The 16,791-nt window shown below is 64.4% G+C and carries 14 protein-coding genes; 7 read left to right on the top strand and 7 right to left on the bottom strand.

From position 1 onward, the window contains the following. Positions 1 to 114: 114 nt before the first annotated feature. Complete coding sequence (locus BGP02_RS21240) at positions 115 to 687, top strand: cytochrome b (protein ID WP_017232552.1); 573 nt, start codon at positions 115 to 117, stop codon at positions 685 to 687. Between the two features lie 176 nt (positions 688 to 863). Here BGP02_RS21240 and BGP02_RS21235 read toward each other — a convergent pair whose 3' ends face one another. The 5 genes from BGP02_RS21235 to BGP02_RS21215 form a co-directional block, all read right to left on the bottom strand. Further along, positions 864 to 1,571, bottom strand: a complete 708-nt coding sequence (locus BGP02_RS21235) for an OmpW/AlkL family protein (protein WP_051060084.1) — start codon at positions 1,569 to 1,571, stop codon at positions 864 to 866. Positions 1,572 to 1,711: 140 nt separating this feature from the next. Then, positions 1,712 to 2,341, bottom strand: a complete 630-nt coding sequence (locus BGP02_RS21230; RefSeq protein ID WP_286799198.1) for a LutC/YkgG family protein — start codon at positions 2,339 to 2,341, stop codon at positions 1,712 to 1,714. Beyond that, a complete protein-coding gene (locus BGP02_RS21225; RefSeq protein ID WP_286799197.1) occupies positions 2,338 to 3,747 on the bottom strand; it encodes a lactate utilization protein B in 1,410 nt (469 codons plus the stop codon). The genes BGP02_RS21230 and BGP02_RS21225 overlap by 4 nt, the downstream gene beginning before the upstream one ends. After that, positions 3,744 to 4,526 carry a (Fe-S)-binding protein gene (locus BGP02_RS21220; protein WP_017232548.1) on the bottom strand — a complete coding sequence of 261 codons (783 nt, stop codon included), beginning with the start codon at positions 4,524 to 4,526 and terminating at the stop codon, positions 3,744 to 3,746. The genes BGP02_RS21225 and BGP02_RS21220 overlap by 4 nt, the downstream gene beginning before the upstream one ends. Positions 4,527 to 4,605: 79 nt before the next feature. Further along, positions 4,606 to 6,312 (bottom strand): lactate permease LctP family transporter, encoded by a 1,707-nt coding sequence (locus BGP02_RS21215; protein ID WP_286799196.1) that lies wholly within the window; start codon positions 6,310 to 6,312, stop codon positions 4,606 to 4,608. A 323-nt stretch (positions 6,313 to 6,635) separates the two neighbouring features. On the opposite strand from BGP02_RS21215, the gene BGP02_RS21210 reads away from it, so the two are divergent. After that, on the top strand, positions 6,636 to 7,352 hold the full coding sequence (locus tag BGP02_RS21210; protein ID WP_150562346.1) for a FadR/GntR family transcriptional regulator: 717 nt from the start codon (positions 6,636 to 6,638) through the stop codon (positions 7,350 to 7,352). A gap of 97 nt (positions 7,353 to 7,449) precedes the next feature. Next, positions 7,450 to 9,978, top strand: coding sequence for a penicillin-binding protein 1A (locus tag BGP02_RS21205; RefSeq protein ID WP_502688505.1), 2,529 nt, complete (start codon positions 7,450 to 7,452; stop codon positions 9,976 to 9,978). A 126-nt stretch (positions 9,979 to 10,104) separates the two neighbouring features. On the opposite strand, the gene BGP02_RS21200 is transcribed toward BGP02_RS21205, so the two are convergent. After that, on the bottom strand, positions 10,105 to 10,824 hold the full coding sequence (locus BGP02_RS21200; protein WP_039830110.1) for a glutathione binding-like protein: 720 nt from the start codon (positions 10,822 to 10,824) through the stop codon (positions 10,105 to 10,107). Positions 10,825 to 11,007: 183 nt separating this feature from the next. Here BGP02_RS21200 and BGP02_RS21195 point away from each other — a divergent pair, with 183 nt between their 5' ends. From BGP02_RS21195 to BGP02_RS21180, 4 genes are all read left to right on the top strand, one after another. After that, positions 11,008 to 11,901, top strand: coding sequence for a LysR family transcriptional regulator (locus tag BGP02_RS21195; RefSeq protein WP_017233086.1), 894 nt, complete (start codon positions 11,008 to 11,010; stop codon positions 11,899 to 11,901). A gap of 156 nt (positions 11,902 to 12,057) precedes the next feature. Then, on the top strand, positions 12,058 to 13,074 hold the full coding sequence (locus BGP02_RS21190) for a succinylglutamate desuccinylase/aspartoacylase family protein (protein ID WP_261939252.1): 1,017 nt from the start codon (positions 12,058 to 12,060) through the stop codon (positions 13,072 to 13,074). Between the two features lie 64 nt (positions 13,075 to 13,138). Further along, positions 13,139 to 14,497 (top strand): MFS transporter, encoded by a 1,359-nt coding sequence (locus tag BGP02_RS21185; RefSeq protein WP_268567233.1) that lies wholly within the window; start codon positions 13,139 to 13,141, stop codon positions 14,495 to 14,497. 57 nt (positions 14,498 to 14,554) lie between these two features. After that, a complete protein-coding gene (locus BGP02_RS21180) occupies positions 14,555 to 15,445 on the top strand; it encodes an MBL fold metallo-hydrolase (RefSeq protein ID WP_017233083.1) in 891 nt (296 codons plus the stop codon). A gap of 117 nt (positions 15,446 to 15,562) precedes the next feature. Here the strand turns inward: BGP02_RS21180 and BGP02_RS21175 are convergent, their stop codons facing one another. Next, on the bottom strand, positions 15,563 to 16,762 hold the full coding sequence (locus BGP02_RS21175; protein ID WP_017233082.1) for an amino acid aminotransferase: 1,200 nt from the start codon (positions 16,760 to 16,762) through the stop codon (positions 15,563 to 15,565). Positions 16,763 to 16,791 lie beyond the last annotated feature (29 nt).

Here is a 16,791-nt window from a genome sequence, read left to right as displayed (position 1 = left end):
AGGATTCCGAATGTCAGGGGGGAACGTTGGGTAACAAATGTGACAATTGGCGACCTTTTCTTGTCGCGGGACGAACGCGATAATGGGGGACCCCAAACTCGAGGAACTCCCCAGATGGATAACACGATCAAGTTCCGCTCGCGCGGTTCGTCGCTCTTGCCCGGTGAGCGGTACGCGCCGACCTCGGTTTTCTTTCACTGGGTGATCGCATTGCTGATTGTGATCGCCTATGCCGCCGTCATTATCAAAGGCTATTTGCCGAGAGGGAGTGCGCCACGTGCGTTATCACTCACGATTCACGAATGGGCTGCGCTCGCGGTGTTGGTGCTGGCCGTGCCGCGCTTGCTCATTCGATTGATCAAGGGCGCGCCGGCGGCGCTGCCAGGCCAAGCGTGGTGGGCGCGAGCCGGGTCGTCGGCCGCACATCTGCTGCTCTATCTGTTCATGTTTGCGCAGCCGGTGCTGGGCTATCTGACGCTCAATGCCCAGGGGCATCCGCTCACGATTCCAGGCCTGGATATCGCGCTGCCGCAGTTCATTGCGAAAGACGAACAGACGGGGCGTTCGATCAAGGAGATTCACGAGACGATCGGCAACGCGTTCTATTGGGTGATCGGCTTCCATGCGCTGGCGGCGCTGTGGCACCACTACTTCCGTCGCGACGATACGTTGCGACGCATGCTTTAAAAGGGATTTTTGCGTCGCCCGCTCTGAGGGGACATTGCGCGGCGCCTCCCCGGGCGCCGCGTGTGTGCGGGTGCGGTGCTGCCCAGCAAGGCACGGGCGAGCGCGCTGGCCGTTTGTAACGGCCAGCGCGTTTCGGCGTTTGACCCGAACGTTTCTCTTGCGCGCCCGCAGGGGTATCAGAACGTTACGCCAAGCCCCACGCCAACGATCAACGGATCGATGTGGAGCGTGCCCAGATCGGTGCCGCCAAGCGAGGTATCCGTCTTCATCCAGACCTTCTTGACATCGATGTTGACGAACAGATGCTTCGTCATTTGAACGTCCACACCCGCTTGCAGTGCCGGACCGAAGCTGTGGTTCGTGATCGAGATCGGCGTGCCGCCCGCCTGCAGGTTGCTGTTCCAGAAGCGCGAGTAGTTGACGCCTGCACCGACATACGGACGTACCTTGCCCGCATGATTAAAGTGGTATTGAAGCAGCAGCGTCGGTGGCAATACGTTCAGGCTGCCGAGGTTCCCGATGCTGGACGTCAGTTGATGACGTGACATGCCAAGAATCAGTTCAACACCAACGTTGTCGAGAATCATGTAGCTGAAATCCAGCTCCGGCACGATGGCGTTGTTCACGCTCACCCCCAGCGTTGGCAACACGCTGCCGCTTGCATGCGAGTCCGGCAAAATGCCGATGACGCGAACGCGTGCGAGGATGTCGCCGGCGTAAATCCCTTGCGAGCTGTCCTTGATGAAGCCGAAGCGTTTGGCTGACTCGACCGGGGCGTTGTCGGTCGTTTGTGACGTTGCCTGTGCCGCCGCGAATGGGCTGAAGACGGCGGCACAGCTGACGAATGCGGCGGCGATGGCCGTAGCGCCAAGAGAGAGCTTCATGGTGGTTTCCATAGTCGTGAGTGAGCCCGACCGATGGTAGAAGCCGCCTTCCGTGGCGAACTTGATGCGCGTCAAGTGCGGGAGAACGCAGGGGCGCTGTGCGACAAAGCGTCGCGGCGCCGAGCTGCGTTGGGACGCATTCAGTCGCGAGGCAGCAACACTACCGTGAGGGAACGCACGCCCTGGGCGCCTTGAATCAGCACGCCTTCGATATCGGCCGTTGCGGACGGTCCGGTGACGAGGACCGCGTAACGCGCCGACGCAAAGTCGGGCAATCGATAGATGTCCTGCAGGCCATCGACGATGTCGCGTGGGTCGAGCAACACCACGAGATGCTGCACGAGATAGCCGAGCGCGTTCACTCCGTACTCCTGCTCGGAGAGCCAGACGGAGCCGGTCTCCGCAACGCCGAAGCGCGCACGCACGATGGCGACGTCGACGTCATGCAGCGATGCCGGCGCGCGCGCGACGTCAAGCGGTGCCGCCGAGGCGGCCTCCGCCGTTGCGGTGACGGGCGTCACGCCGGGGAACCGCTCGGCAAGCCACCCGGGCAGCTCATGCGCGTGGTCGAGCGTCGCGAGTTTGCCGCCCATCGCAACGAGATTCAGGCCAAAGCGCTCGCACCGGTCGCCCTCGGGTGTCTCGAAGACCGGCAGTACGGGCAAGGGAAACGGTTCGTACGCCCCGTCGACAGTCCGTTCGTCATCACGCAGCGATACGCGCTGCGCGGCGCGCACGCGCACGAGAAATTCGTTGCGGGACGTGCTCATGGCGTCTCCTTGCTTGTCGCGTCGCGCGATGTTCGATTGGCGTCGTACCAGTCGCGGAAGGTCTGGGTAGGGGCGTCGGGCAGATCGCGCCCCTTGCCCCACGTGTTGAGGGGGTTGTAGAGCACCAGGTTCGGCAGACGGTGCAGGGCGACGTTCATCGATTTGATCGATGTGCGATACAGCACCGGATTGGCGAGCAGCTTGCCCGCGACCTTGATCAGGCTGCGCTTGACGCGGGGCAATTCACCTTCCTCTGCCACGATCTGCCGCCACTTGTACAACTGCTCGTGAATATTGATGCGCACCGGGCAGACGTTGGTGCAGCTGCCATTCATCGTCGATGCGAACGGCAGCGCGCTGTAGCGCTTGAGGTCGGAGGCGGGATTGAGAATGGCGCCGATCGGGCCCGCGTAAGTGCTGCCGTAGGACAGGCCACTGCTGCGTCGGTAGACCGGACACGTATTCATGCAGGCCCCGCAGCGAATGCATTTGAGCGAGTACCAGAAGTCGTCCATCGCGAGACGCGCCGAGCGGCCGTTGTCGACGATGACGAAATGCATCTCCGTACCCGGACGCGGCGCGCGAAAGTGCGACGTGTATTGGGTGATGGGCGACCCGAGGGCGCTGCGCGACAACAAGCGGATGAAAACACCGAGGTCGGCCGTGCGCGGAATCAGCTTTTCGATGCCGATGGACACGATGTGCACCGGCGGTACGTTGGCCGACAGATCGGCATTGCCCTCGTTGGTGCACACCACGACCGTGCCCGTTTCCGCGACGGCGAAGTTGCAGCCGGTCATGCCGGCGCCCGCTTCGAGAAACGCCGGACGCGTGGTCTGACGCTGACTCTCGGCCAGATAGTGCACGTCGTCGTTGTCGGGATCGGTGCCGAGCGTGCGGCCGAACAGCTTTGCGACGTCGCCCCGCAGCTTGTGCACAGCAGGCACGACGACATGCGACGGCGGCTGCTTGTCGAGCTGCTGAATGCGCTCGCCAAGATCGGTCTCCATGACTTCGATGCCGCGCGGTTCGAGATACTCGCGCAATTCGCATTCGTCGGTGAGCATCGACTTGCTCTTGACGAGTGTCTTGACGCCATGCGCCGCAAGAATGCCGTGGACGATGGCATTGTGCGCCGCGGCGTCGAGCGCCCAATGAACCTTTACGCCATTGGCTTCGGCTTGTGTCGAGAATTGGTCGAGGTAGTCTCCCAATCGCGAGAGCGTGTGTTCCTTGATCTGCGACGCGAGGGTGCGCAGTGTTTCCCACTCGCCAATGGAGGCGGCCTGCGCGTCGCGCTTCATCCGCAGATCCCACAGGCGCTTGTCGTGAAATGCCACGTGCGCGGTTTTCGCGAGAAACGCCTCGGCCTGTCTGGCGTGATTCACGCGCTCGGCCCGGCTCATGCCGTCACCTGCGCATGCGCCGCCGGCGCGAGGGTGTCGAGGTCGACGCCATTGAGGACTTGAGCGATATGCAGGAAGCGCATCGGTGTCTGCGCGCGTGCCGCGCAACCTTTCTGATGCATCAGGCAAGACATGTCGGCGGAGACGATGAACTGCGCGCCAGCGTCGAGGTGGTCCTGCACCTTGTCCTGCCCCATCTTGACCGAGACGGCCTGCTCGGACACGGAGAACGTGCCGCCGAAGCCACAGCATTCGTCGGGACGACGCGGCGCCGCGAAGCGGATGCCGCGCACGCCGTCGAGCAGCGTGCGGGCCTTCGACCATGGCTCGCCGGGAATCTCGCTGGCAGACGCCGCATGCAGGTGGCGGATGGCGCTGCAACTGTTATGCAGCCCGACGGTGTACGCAAACTCGGCCCAGGGAAAGTGGCGGACCTTGAGCACATCGTGGAGAAACTCGGTGAGTTCGTAGGTGTTGGCGCGAACGGCGGCCGTGCGCTCCGACTCGCCCGCTGCGCTCAGGTGCTTGCGCACGTGATGCACGCAACTCGACGACGGCGCCACGATGTAGTCGTAACCGGCGAAGTTGTCGACGAAGAGCGACTCGGCGCCCGCGGCGTCGGCTTCGCAGCCGTTGTTGGCCAACGGCTGTCCGCAACAGGTCTGACGGCGCGGGTAATCGACGCTCACGCCGAGTTTCTCCAGCAACTCCAGCGTGGCGATGCCGACTTCGGGAAACAGGGCATCGATGAAACAGGGGACGAACAAGGCCGCTTTCATGGGATTCTCCAACAGGGGACGACACACTCGCCGCGGCACACAATCGGCGCCACGGCGAGTGTCTACAACGACGACCGACTCAATGCACCAGCATCCCCGTGAGCCAGTAAGCCTGCACCAGCGTCATCACACCGGCGAGCAAGACGAACATCAGGCTGTGCCAGACGGTGAAGCGGAACAGATCGGCTTCCTTGCCGATCAGGCCGGTGGCCGCGCAAGCCACCGCGATCGATTGCGGGGAAATCATCTTGGCGGTCACGCCGCCGGTGGTGTTCGCGGCCACGAGTAGCGTGTTCGACACACCGATCTGCTGCGCGGTGGTGCTTTGCAGACTCGCAAACAACGCGTTGGACGACGTGTCGGAACCGGTCAGGAACACCCCCAGCCAACCGAGCAGCGGCGAGAAGAACGGGAACGCCGCGCCCGTGTGCGCGAGCAACAGCGCAAGCGTCGTCGACATGCCCGAATAGTTCATGACGAATGCAAACGCCAGCACGAGACCGATGGCCAGCACGGGCTTCTTCAGCTCCATGACGGTTTCGAAGAAGCTTTTCACACCGTCGACAGGCTTCATGCGCAGCAGGGCCATCGAGAGCAGTGCCGCAATGAAGATCGCCGTGCCCGTCGCCGAGAGGGCATCCCACTTGAAGATGGCGTCCATCGGGGTTGTCTTGGCGACGATGGGCGCGGCCTTGGACACCAGGCGGTCGAGCCCGGCCACGTGCAGCGAGGGCACGGTCCACGCCAGCGGGCCTGTCGCGGCGAACAGTGCCTTGAAGGCGGGGAGGCTCCAGATCGTGACCATGCCGGTCAGGATCAGGAACGGCGACCAGGCACGCAGGACCTGGCCGGCGGAGTAGGGCGACGCTGTCGCGCCGTGCGCCGATCCGCCACCAAGACCACCGAATCCACCCAGGGCTGCGCTGCCGCCCGACATCGACACGCCGGAATGGGCCCGCGCGGCGGACGTCTTCGGCTGCCACACCTTCAGGAAGCTGGCGAGGCACACGAGCGAGAACAGCGACGAGATGATGTCCGGCAGTTCCGGTCCGATATAGTTCGACGAAAAGTACTGCGCGACGGCGAAACTGCCCCCCGCCACAAGCGCAGCAGGCCACGTTTCCTTGACGCCACGCTTGCCGTCCATGATGAATACGAGCCAGAACGGGACGAAGGCGGAGAGCAGCGGCAGTTGGCGTCCGGCCATTGCGCCGATATGGAATGCGTCGATGCCGCTCACCTGACCCGCCACGATGATCGGAATGCCCATCGCACCGAAGGCTACGGGCGCGGTGTTGGCGATCAGGCACAGGCCTGCGGCGCGCAGCGGCTCGAAGCCGAGGCCGACGAGCAGCGCGGCGGTGATGGCCACCGGCGCGCCGAAGCCCGCCGCACCTTCAAGAAACGCGCCGAACGAGAAACCGATCAGCAGCATCTGAAGCCGCTGGTCGTTGGTCAGCGAGACCACCGAGCTGCGAATGATGTCGAACTGTCCGGTCTTGACGACCACACGATAAAGAAAGACCGCAGTGATGATGATCCAGGCGATGGGCCACAGACCGTAAGCGAAGCCATACACGGCGGACATGGCGGCCATTCTGGCCGGCATGCCGAAGTAAGCGACGGCGATGATCAGTGCGATCCCAACGGTCAGCGCGCCCGCGACATGCGCTTTCATGCGCAGTCCCGCCAGGGCGACAAAGAATACGATGATCGGTAGCGCGGCCATGAGCGCCGCGATCCATAGCGTGCCACCCGGCACGTAGTTCTGTACCCACACTTCCACTTGCGTCTCCTCGATTTGGTGATCGATTGCTATAAGGCTTGGTCAGGCGGTGTCGCCGTGCGCGCGGCCGCGTCTGAATGGCGGTTGGCACGACGGTTGGCACGGACGTGTCGTCCGGCTGACGCGATGATCGACACCCGTGAAACGTTCGGGCAAACTGGTCGTACCAGTTGCTGTGAATGCGAGCCGACAGGGCAAAATCGCGGCATAGGCAAAACACGCGCCGACGACGCACGCCCAGGCATTGAGGTGCTCGTGTGTCGCAACTTGGGCGCCGCGTCGGCATCGACGCACGCATCTGTCCGATTGCAGGAGACGTCACCGTGAGCGGTCCCACTTTGACCGAGCGCATCACACGCGAACTCGAGACCCGATTGATCGAAGGCGTATGGGCGCCAGGCGAGCGCATTCCGTCCGAGCGTGCGCTGGCGCTGTCGCTGGGCGTGGCACGCTCGACGGTGCGCGCCGCGCTTCAGCGTCTCGTTGCCCGCGGCTTGCTCAAGACGCGCGCCGCGTCGGGCGTTTATGTCTCGGATCGTCTGCAGACGGGGTTGATTTCGCCGTGGCGGCAACTCGTGAGCGATCATCCGGAATTGCGTCCGGACATGCTCGAGTTTCGCCTGATGCTGGAGGGCACCACCGCCTATCTGGCGGCCGTGCGGGCGACCGATGAAGATCTTGCGCGCCTGTCCGAACTGGTCGATGGACTGGTCGACGCGCACGAGCGCGGCGACACGGTGCGCGAGTCACGGCTCGACGGTGATTTTCATACGGCGCTCGCGAACGCGTCGCACAATGCGATGCTTCGACACCTGCAAGGCAGCGTGACCAAGATGCTCCACGAGCACATCTCACTCAACAACTCGGGGCTGTTCGATCTGCGCGAGCAGGCGTCGGAAACTATCCTCGCGCACCATCTTGCACTGTGGGAGGCCATCCGTACCCGCCAGCCCGAAGCGGCGCGCCGCATCATGCGCGAGCATATCGGCTTCGTGTGGCGCAAGCTCGAACCGGACTCGCCGGCGCCGATCGTGCCTTGAGCTTGCCGGGTTCGTCCGTCGGTTTTGGTAGGATGCGGACTTTGCCACGCCATCCCCCATCGTGAAGCGCCCGATTTCGTCGCTGTTCTCGTCGCTGTTGCATGCCGTCGCCCAGACGGGCCGGCATGGTCTGCGTCTCGCGCAACCCCTGAAGCCGTATGCGGCCCGTGCGTGGTTTCACGTGCGTCACCCCACGCGCCGGGGCGTGCTCATCGCCGTCGCGGCGCTGCCGTGCCTGCTTGTCGCGTACACGTTGATCCTGATTCCATTCACGCCGAGCATCCGCGACATCCGGCGCGCCAGGATCGACCGACCGGCGCAGGTGCTGTCGGCCGACGGCAAGCTGCTTGCCGAATTCCGGCCGGCGAACCGTGAATGGGTGCCGTTGAAAGACGTATCTCCGAACGTCGTCAAGGCACTGGTTGCGACGGAAGACCACCGCTTTTACGAGCATCATGGCATCGACCTGAAGCGCACCGCATCGGCGGCGCTGCACACGTTCTCCGGCGACCGGCAGGGCGGGTCGACCCTCACGCAGCAGCTCGCGCGCAATCTGTATCCGGACGAGATCGGCCGGGCGCCCACGCTCACGCGCAAGCTCAAGGAAGCGATCACCGCTCTGAAAATCGAAGCGCTTTACACCAAGCCTGAGATTCTCGAGACATACCTGAACACGGTGCCGTTCCTGTACAACGCGTACGGTATCGAGATGGCCGCGCGCACGTACTTCGACAAGTCGGCCGACCACCTCGATTTGCTCGAAGCCGCCACGCTCGTCGGCATGCTCAAGGGCAACAGCTATTACAACCCGGTGATCAACCCGGAGCGTGCGCTGCAACGTCGCAATACCGTGCTCGCCCAGATGGTCAAGTTCGGAGGGCTCGATGCGTCGAAGCTCCCCGCGTTGCAGAAACGCCCGCTGCGCATCAACTTTGAACGGCAGACCGAGGAGCCCGGGCCCGCACCGCACTTTGCCCAGCAATTGCGCAAGTGGCTGATCGGCTGGGCCGATCGTCACGATTACAACATTTATTCCGACGGCCTCGTCGTGCATACGACCATCGACTCGCGCTTGCAGACGATGGCCACGCAGGCGCTCACGCATCAGGCCAATCAACTGCAGAGTATTGCCGACGCGAACTGGTCGGCACGCGGTGGCTGGCGCGACAGCGCGGCGCTGGTGCATGCGTTCGTGCGCGAATCGGCGGAGTATCGCAACGCGGTGGCGGGAGGAGAGGCGCCGGACGCGGCGATGAAGCGCCTGCTCGCCGACAAGACGTTCATGCAGAATCTGCGCGCAACGAAGACCCGGGTGCAAGCCGGCTTTCTGGCGCTCGATCCGCGCACGGGTGAAATTCGCGCGTGGGTCGGCAGCCGCGACTTTATGACCGATCCCTTCGATCACGTTCAACAGGCGCGGCGGCAGCCGGGGTCGACATTCAAGGCCTTCGTGTATGGCGCCGCGTTCGTCAAGGGCAGAACGCCGGATGACACCATCGTCGACCAGGTCGTCGACATTCCGCTTGCGGGCGGCGAGATCTGGCGACCGAGCGACGACACCGCGCCGACCAACAAGCCCATGACGTTGCGCGACGCGCTGGCGCAGTCGCGCAACACCGTCACGGCACAACTGATGCAGGACGTGGGGCCGTCGCGTGTGGCCGGCCTGGCGCGGGCAATGGGCGTGCGCGAGAGCAAGCTCGATCCGGTGCCGTCGCTGGCGCTCGGCACGAGCCCTGTCTCACTCAAGGAGATGGTGAGCGCATACGGCACCATCGCGGATGGCGGAGAGTATCGCGAGCCGACGATGGTCACCGAGATCACGAACAGCGACGGTGACGTGCTCGCCACGTTCTCACCCGCGCGCGCCGAGCGAGCGCTTTCCGTGAACGACGACTACACGTTGCTCGATACGCTGCGGGGAGTCATCAATCGCGGCACGGGCACTGCGATTCGCACACGTTTCGGCATTCGCGCCGATGTGGCGGGCAAGACCGGCACGACGCAAGACAATGCCGATGGCTGGTTCATTCTCATGCAGCCCCAGTTGGTGGCGGGGGCGTGGGTCGGCTTCAACGACAGTCGCGTGACGCTGCGCAGCGATTACTGGGGGCAGGGCGCGCACAGCGCGTTGCCGATCGTCGGCGACGTGTTCTCGCGCGCCTTGCGCTCGAAGGTGATCGATGCGAATGCGAAGTTCGAAGCGCCGGATAACCACCATTGGTATAGCGACGGGTGGACGCGCGTCTCGGATTGGGTGACGGGGCTGTTCACGAAGACGCCCGAACCGGCGCACAAGGCGAAGGCGCCGGTGAAGCATTCGGTGGCACCGGCGCCCGTCCAGGCAACGACGGACGCCACGCCCACCACTGCGAGCGATAGCGGGCCGCTGCCGGTGCCGGTCGCGTCGGCCGTGCTGGCGCAGCCCGAGTCAGGTCTGCCCGCGAGCACGCCATATGGCACCACGATTCCGGGCGTGCCGGGCGAGTGGAACGGCCCGGGCGCGGCGTCGTCGAACGGTGCGGCGCTGCCGTCCGGCTCGGCGGGCGGCTTACCGTCGCCGGCGACGCAGTTCGTGACGCCGGCGCGCCCGACGCCAGCCGCATCGGGGCCTGCTTCGCCGTAATTCGTGCGGGGCGCATCGAGCCCGCCGGATCGTTTGTCCGACGTCCGGCGTGAGCGCAACTAAACGCATCCCTGCTCGCAGTGACAGGCCGATCGTCGCGTCGACGTTCCGGCCTGATCCGGGGGCTCAGGCGGAGCGCTTCGGAATGTCGAGGCCTCGAATCACGGCGGGACGCGCAACGAACGCGTCGAGCGCGCGTCGCACGTGCTTGAACTGGTCGAAGCCGACCAGCTCCCCCGCCTCGTAGAAGCCGACGAGGTTTCTCACCCACGGGAACGTAGCGATATCGGCAATCGTGTACTCGTCGCCCATGATCCACCGGTGTGTCGCCAGGCGCGCGTCGAGCACGGCAAGCAGGCGCTTCGCTTCGTTCACGTACCGGTCGCGCGGACGCTTGTCTTCGAAGTCCTTGCCCGCGAACTTGTGGAAGAAGCCGACCTGACCGAACATCGGCCCCACGCCCCCCATCTGGAACATCACCCATTGCAGCGTTTCGTAACGCGCGGCCGGATCGGCGGGCAGCAGCTTGCCGGTCTTCTCGGCGAGATACCAGAGAATCGCGCCCGACTCGAACAGCGGCATCGGCTTGCCGTCGGGGCCATTGGGATCGAGGATCGCGGGAATCTTGTTGTTGGGGTTGAGCGCGAGAAACTCGGTCGAGAGTTGGTCGTCGGTCGAGAAGTTCACCAGGTGCACTTCGTAAGGCAGCCCGATTTCTTCGAGCATGATCGAGGCCTTCACGCCGTTGGGGGTGGGCAGCGAATACAGTTGCAGACGCTCGGGGTGCGCGGCAGGCCACTTGCGCGTGATGGGAAACTGGGACAGATCGGCGGATAGATCGGACATGAGGATCGATGCGTTTGTGTTGGAGCGACGCGCAGCGCCGCGGGACGACCAATATACCGCCAAGTCGCCAGGCTTGCCGGGCGCGGCGGCGTCGGGCTTTTCCGGTAGACTGCTCGCACTTCGACCCGTCGCGCGGAGGCTGTCTGCGCAGGCGAGACACGAAGCACCTTCCTCGGCCAGACCATGGAACTCAGGCATCTTCGATATTTCATTGCGGTGGCAGAGCAGTTGAGCGTGCGCGCGGCGTCCGAAATTCTGCATGTGACGCAACCGGCCGTCTCCCGGCAGATCCGGGATCTCGAAGAGACCATCGGGGCGGCGCTCTTCACGCGCACGGCGCGCGGCCTCGTGCTGACCGCTGCCGGAACGGCCTATCTCGCTGAAGCCCGTGACATCCTCGCCCGTGTCGAAAGCGCGAACCGTACCGCACGGCGCCTCGCGTCGGGCGTCACCGGCCGGTTGCGCATCGGCTTTGTCGAGAACGCGTCCTGGGATGGTCTGGTGCCCGCCGCCTTCAATGCCTTTCAGCGCGCCACGCCAGACGTGGCGCTCGAACTGATACCGATGAACACGCCCGAGCAGCTCGACGCCATCGCGGCTGGCACGCTGGACGGCGGGTTTTGTTATCGTTTCGGCGCGTTGCGCGAAGGATGCGCCGAGGTGCCCCTGCTCGAACACGATGTCGTCCTCGCAGTGCCGGCAGACTGGCCGTTGGGGCGCGAGGGAGACGTGGACATCGCGTCGCTTCGCGCGCACCCCTTCGTGGCCTTTCCGCGCGCGGTTTATCCCGCGTACTACGATCGTTTGATCGCCGCATGCGCCGAGCGCGGCTTGACGCTCGACATTCGTCAGGAAGTGTCGACCGAGGCGGCGATCCTGTCGCTGGTGTCTGCGGGTGTCGGGCTGGCGATCGTCAACGATGCGAACCGCGACCGGCCGCCGGCACGCGTGCGTTTTGCCGCCATTCGCGATCTCTCGGTGCGGCTGCCGTTGGCCTTCTGTCACTCGGCCCAGCATCCGCCGCAGCCCGCCCTGCAACGGTTCATCGAGCAGTTGGCGACCGTTCAGGCGGCTTGACGACCACGGGGACCACGAAATGCGGCGGCAACCGCCGCGGCTTCGGGCGATGCGTTTGAGGCATCACCCAGGTCAATGAACGGCATTGGTCAAGCATTTTTGCGTCTGCGATAGTGAATTCACCCTAGGCGTCGCCTGGCTTTTCACTCTCTCGTCATGCACAACTCTGCTTCCCTGATCGCTTCCGATATCGACTACGAGCGCACCGGTCTTCAGACCGGCACGCTGCGCTTGCCTTACTCTCACGACCGGTCTGCTTACGGCCATGTCCCGATTCCGGTCGCCGTGCTGAACGCGGGCCCGGACACGGGGCCCACGGTGCTGCTCACGGGCGGTAATCATGGCGACGAATACGAAGGCCCCATCGCTCTGATGAAGCTGATGCGGCGCCTGCCCGCCATGTCGATTCGCGGCCGCTTGATCGTGATTCCAGGGCTTAATTTTCCGGCGTTCGCGAACGGCACGCGCACGTCGCCCATTGACAAGGGCAACCTGAACCGGCTGTTTCCCGGCGCGCGTAACGGGTCGCCGACCGAGATGATCGCGCACTACGTCGAGACCGAGTTGCTGCCCCGTGCCGACGTCGTGATCGACTTGCACGCTGGCGGGGCGTCGTTCGACCACACGCCGACCTTGCTGGCCGCGCCGCCCGTCGATGCCGTGCGCCGCACAAGCTATCTGCAGTTGGTTCGCGCCTTCGGTGCCCCGTACACGATGGTCATGGATCTGCTCGGCGAAGACCGCACTTTCGGCGCTGCGGCGCAACGCCACGACAAACTATTTCTCTGCGGCGAATTTGGTGGTGGCGCGGGTTGCGACGCCGCCAACCTCGCCATCGTCGAAGCCGGTCTGCAACGCGTTCTGCGCGCGCTGGGTGTCACGTCGGAGGACGGCCCGGCACCGTCGCACGACACCCGCGTCATGGCGGTGCAGGGGCCGAGGCATTACGTCTACGCGCCGCGGGGCGGAGTCTTTGAGCCCGCGTTCCGGCTGAGCGACGACGTGCGCGAGGGGCAACTGGCGGGGCGTCTGTTCGATCCGCACGCCCCGTGGGAGGCACCCCGCGAAATCGCCTTCCGCAGCGATGGCACGGTGATGTGCATGCGCACGTTCGCCCGAGTGGAACCGGGCGACTGCATCGCATTGCTCGCCAGCGACAGTCACTGGGACTGACGCGTACTGCGCCGATCCCCGCCTCCGTCATCTCGACACATTGCATGTCAAACAGGACATTCTCATGAGCGCTCAACCCGCCATCATTGCCACGCCGGCAGATGAGCAACACGAACGTGCCGGCTATTACGGTTACGTGGTGCTGCTGTTTTTCGTTTGCTTTGCGTTTTCTTATCTCGACCGTCAGGTTGTCAGCATTCTCGTGCAGCCGATCAAGCAAACGCTTGGGCTCACCGACGTGCAGATCGGTCTGATGCAAGGGATATCCTTCACCATGTGCTATGCCACGGCGGGGGTTTTCGTGGCCCGCTGGGTCGACCGCGCCAATCGCGTGAAGCTGATCGCGGCCTGTGTGGCCATCTGGGGGGCATCGACCGTGCTGTGCGGGTTTGCGACCAACTTCACGGAACTGTTGTTCGCGCGCGCCGGGACGGCCGTGGCGGAAGCGGCACTCAGCCCTGCCGTGCTGTCGATCTTCAGCGATCTCTTCGCGCCGCGAAAGGTCACTCGCGCCAGCAGCATCTTCATGTTGGGGCCGTATGTCGGTGGCGGGCTGGCATTGTTCGGTGGCGGCTTTCTGTTCACCCTGAGCAGCGATCACACCGCGAGCGCCTGGCTGGCGACCCATGGGCTGATGCCGTGGCAGTCCGTTTTCGTTGCCGTCGGTCTGCCAGGTTTCCTGCTCAGCGCCCTGGTGTTGTTCACGGTGCGTGAGCCGGCGCGTCGCGGTCTCGGAGGTGCCGGCGCCGCCGACGAGGACGACCTGCCGTCGATGCGGGAGGTGATGCGAGAACTCTTCGTCAGGAATCGCTTCTGCCTGCCGTACTTCGCGGCGTATGTGGCGCTGATCACACTTTTTTACGCCCATGCCGCCTGGTTTCCGGCGCTACTCATGCGCACGTTTCAGCTCGACGCCCGGACGGTCGGCGAACTTGCGGCGCCCGCGTACATGCTGGGGGGCGTGCTCGGTGTGGTGTGTGCGGGCCTGCTCGCCGCGCGTGCGACCGATCGCAGTGCGCTGCGCCGGGTACTGGGGCTGTCCACGGGCGGCGCGGCCATTCTGATTCCTGCCGCGTTTGCGATGCCGCTGATGAGCCATAGTCTGGCGGCAGTGGTGCTGTATGGTGTATGCGCGTTCGCCGCCAGCATCGCCATGGCGCTCGCGCCTGTTCCGCTTCAGATCGCGCTGCCGAACCGGATGCGTGGTCGGGCGATCGCGCTGCTCGTCTTCATGACGAATGCCATCAGCGGCAGTGTGGGGCCGTTTGCGGTTGGCGCGATCAACGAGCACCTTGGAAGAACGGCAAGTAGTCTGGGCACGGCGCTTGCGCTGGTGGGGACGGTCGCGGCGATTGCCAGCTTCCTTTGCTATGCGCTTGCCACGCGCCGCGCCGCGGTGGCATTGGCATCCGGTAGCGAGTGATGCGCCGGTCACTGCATACGCAGCTTATTCTTCTGGATAACGTCCTGGAGTTCGAACATGACGCCGTCTGTACCCGTCTTTCATGTGGGATCCGCCCGAATCACGGGCATCTTCGAGACCGCGTTTGCGTTGTCCGCGCCGCGACTGTTCCCCGATTGGGAAGCCGAGGCCGGGGCCGATCTCGCGACAAGGCTCTCGCCGGCCTCGTTCGATCACTCGAATGGACGCGTCGCATTGCAAACGCATCTCTGGATCGTGGAGTTCGCCGGCTTGACGATCGTCGTCGACACCGGCATCGGCAATGACAAGATGCGCGCCTTCAGTCCGTTGTTCGACCGCTTGTCCAACCCGGTGCTGGAGCGCTTGAGCGCCGCGGGGTTTGATCGCCAACGGGTCGACTACGTGTTCAATACACACCTCCACGTCGATCACGTTGGCTGGAACACCTTTCGCGAAGGAGAGCGCTGGGTGCCGGTCTTTCCCAACGCCACGTATGTCTTCGCCCGGCGCGAGCGCGAGTTCTTTGACACCGGCCCGGGTGCCGCACGCCGAATGGTGTTCGAGGACAGCGTGTTGCCGCTGCTCGACGCCGGTCTTGTGCATGAGGTGCCCGACGCCGGTGAGCAGGTGCTCGACGGCATTCGCTTTCTGCCGACGCCGGGCCACAGCGCAGGGCACATGGCCATCTCGATCGCGTCTCGCGGGGAGACCGCGTTGTTTTCCGGCGATGTCATGCACAGCCCCGTGCAGGTCTATCGTCCCGAGTGGTGTTCGGCGTTCTGTCTCGATCCGGTTCAGGCCGGCGAGTCTCGCCGCGGGCTGCTCGATCTGGCGCTCGACGCCGGAACCACGGTGTTCCCAGCCCACTTTCCCGAGGGCTCGGCGGGCAAGGTCGTGCGCGATGGGGTAGGGCTGTCGTGGCGGTACCTCGCCACGGAACGCGGATGACGAAAGACGGCGGAAAAGCTTGCGGTGCGGCGCGGCGCGTCAAGCACGCCGCGTTGGAATGAAAAAGGGACGGCACGCGCCGTCCCTTTTCGTGGAGCTTCCGGTATCGAGCGACGCTCAGCCGTGGCTCAGCACCTTGGCAATGCTGTCGGCCACCACCGCCACGTTCTTCTCGTTGAGGCCCGCCACGCACATGCGGCCCGAGCGGATCAGATAGACGCCGTAAGTGTCACGCAGCACATCGACCTGCGTCGCCGACAGCCCCGTGTACGTGAACATGCCGCGCTGCTCGAGGTAGCGCGAGAGCATCGTCTCGGGGACGTGTCCACGAAGGCCGTCGTGAATCGCGCCGCGCATGCGCGTAATGCGCTGGCACATGGCCATGAGTTCGGCTTCCCACGACTTGCGCAGTGCCGGCGTGCTCAACACCTTGGCCACGATCTTCGCGCCGTGCGTCGGCGGGTTGCTGTAGTTCGAACGCACCGCGCTCGTGAGCTGACCGAGCACGCGATCCGCCGCTTCCGCCGACTCGCAGATGACCGACAAGCCGCCGCAACGCTCGCCATACAACGAGAAGTTCTTCGAGAACGAGTTGGCGACGAAGGCCGGCACGCCCTGACGGGCCAGTTCGCGAATCACGAACGCGTCGGCGTCCAGACCCGAGCCGAAGCCTTGATACGCCATATCGACGAAGGGCAACAACTCGCGCTTCTTGAGCACGTCGATCAGCTGCACCCACTGCGCGTCGTTCAGATCGACGCCGGTCGGGTTGTGACAGCACGCGTGCAACAGCACCACGCTACGCGCAGGCAGCTTGTCGATGGCGTCGACCATCGCGTCGAAACGCAGGCCGCCGGTGGCTTCGTCGTAATACGGATACGTATTCACGGTGAAACCGGCACGCTCGAAGATGAAGCGATGGTTGTCCCACGTGGGATCGCTCACCCAGACCTGCGCGCCGGGGAAGTAGCGCTTGATGAAATCGGCGCCCACCTTGAGCGCGCCCGAGCCGCCGAGCGTCTGCACCGTAGCGATGCGACCGTCGGCGCGTGCCGGCGAGTCGTCGCCGAACACGAGCGCTTGCACGGCGTCGCGATAGGTGGCGAGCCCCGCCATCGGCAGGTACGGCTTCGGACCGACTTCGCCGAGCAACTGCGCTTCGGCTTCTCGCACAGCCTGCATGACCGGAAGGCGGCCATCGTCGTCGTAGTAGATGCCGATGCTCAGGTTGACCTTGTTGGTACGGGGATCCTTGGCGAAATTCTCGTTGAGCGAGAGGATCGGGTCACCGGGATAGGCATCGATATGTTCGAACATGGCGGTTCCTGGAAAAACGAGAGAAAGTC

The organism is Pandoraea sp. 64-18, from assembly GCF_001899225.1.
In the GTDB taxonomy this organism is placed as follows: domain Bacteria; phylum Pseudomonadota; class Gammaproteobacteria; order Burkholderiales; family Burkholderiaceae; genus Pandoraea; species Pandoraea cepalis.
The sequence above is the reverse complement of the archived record's forward strand: the minus strand, read 5'-3'. Positions and strand labels throughout refer to the sequence as shown.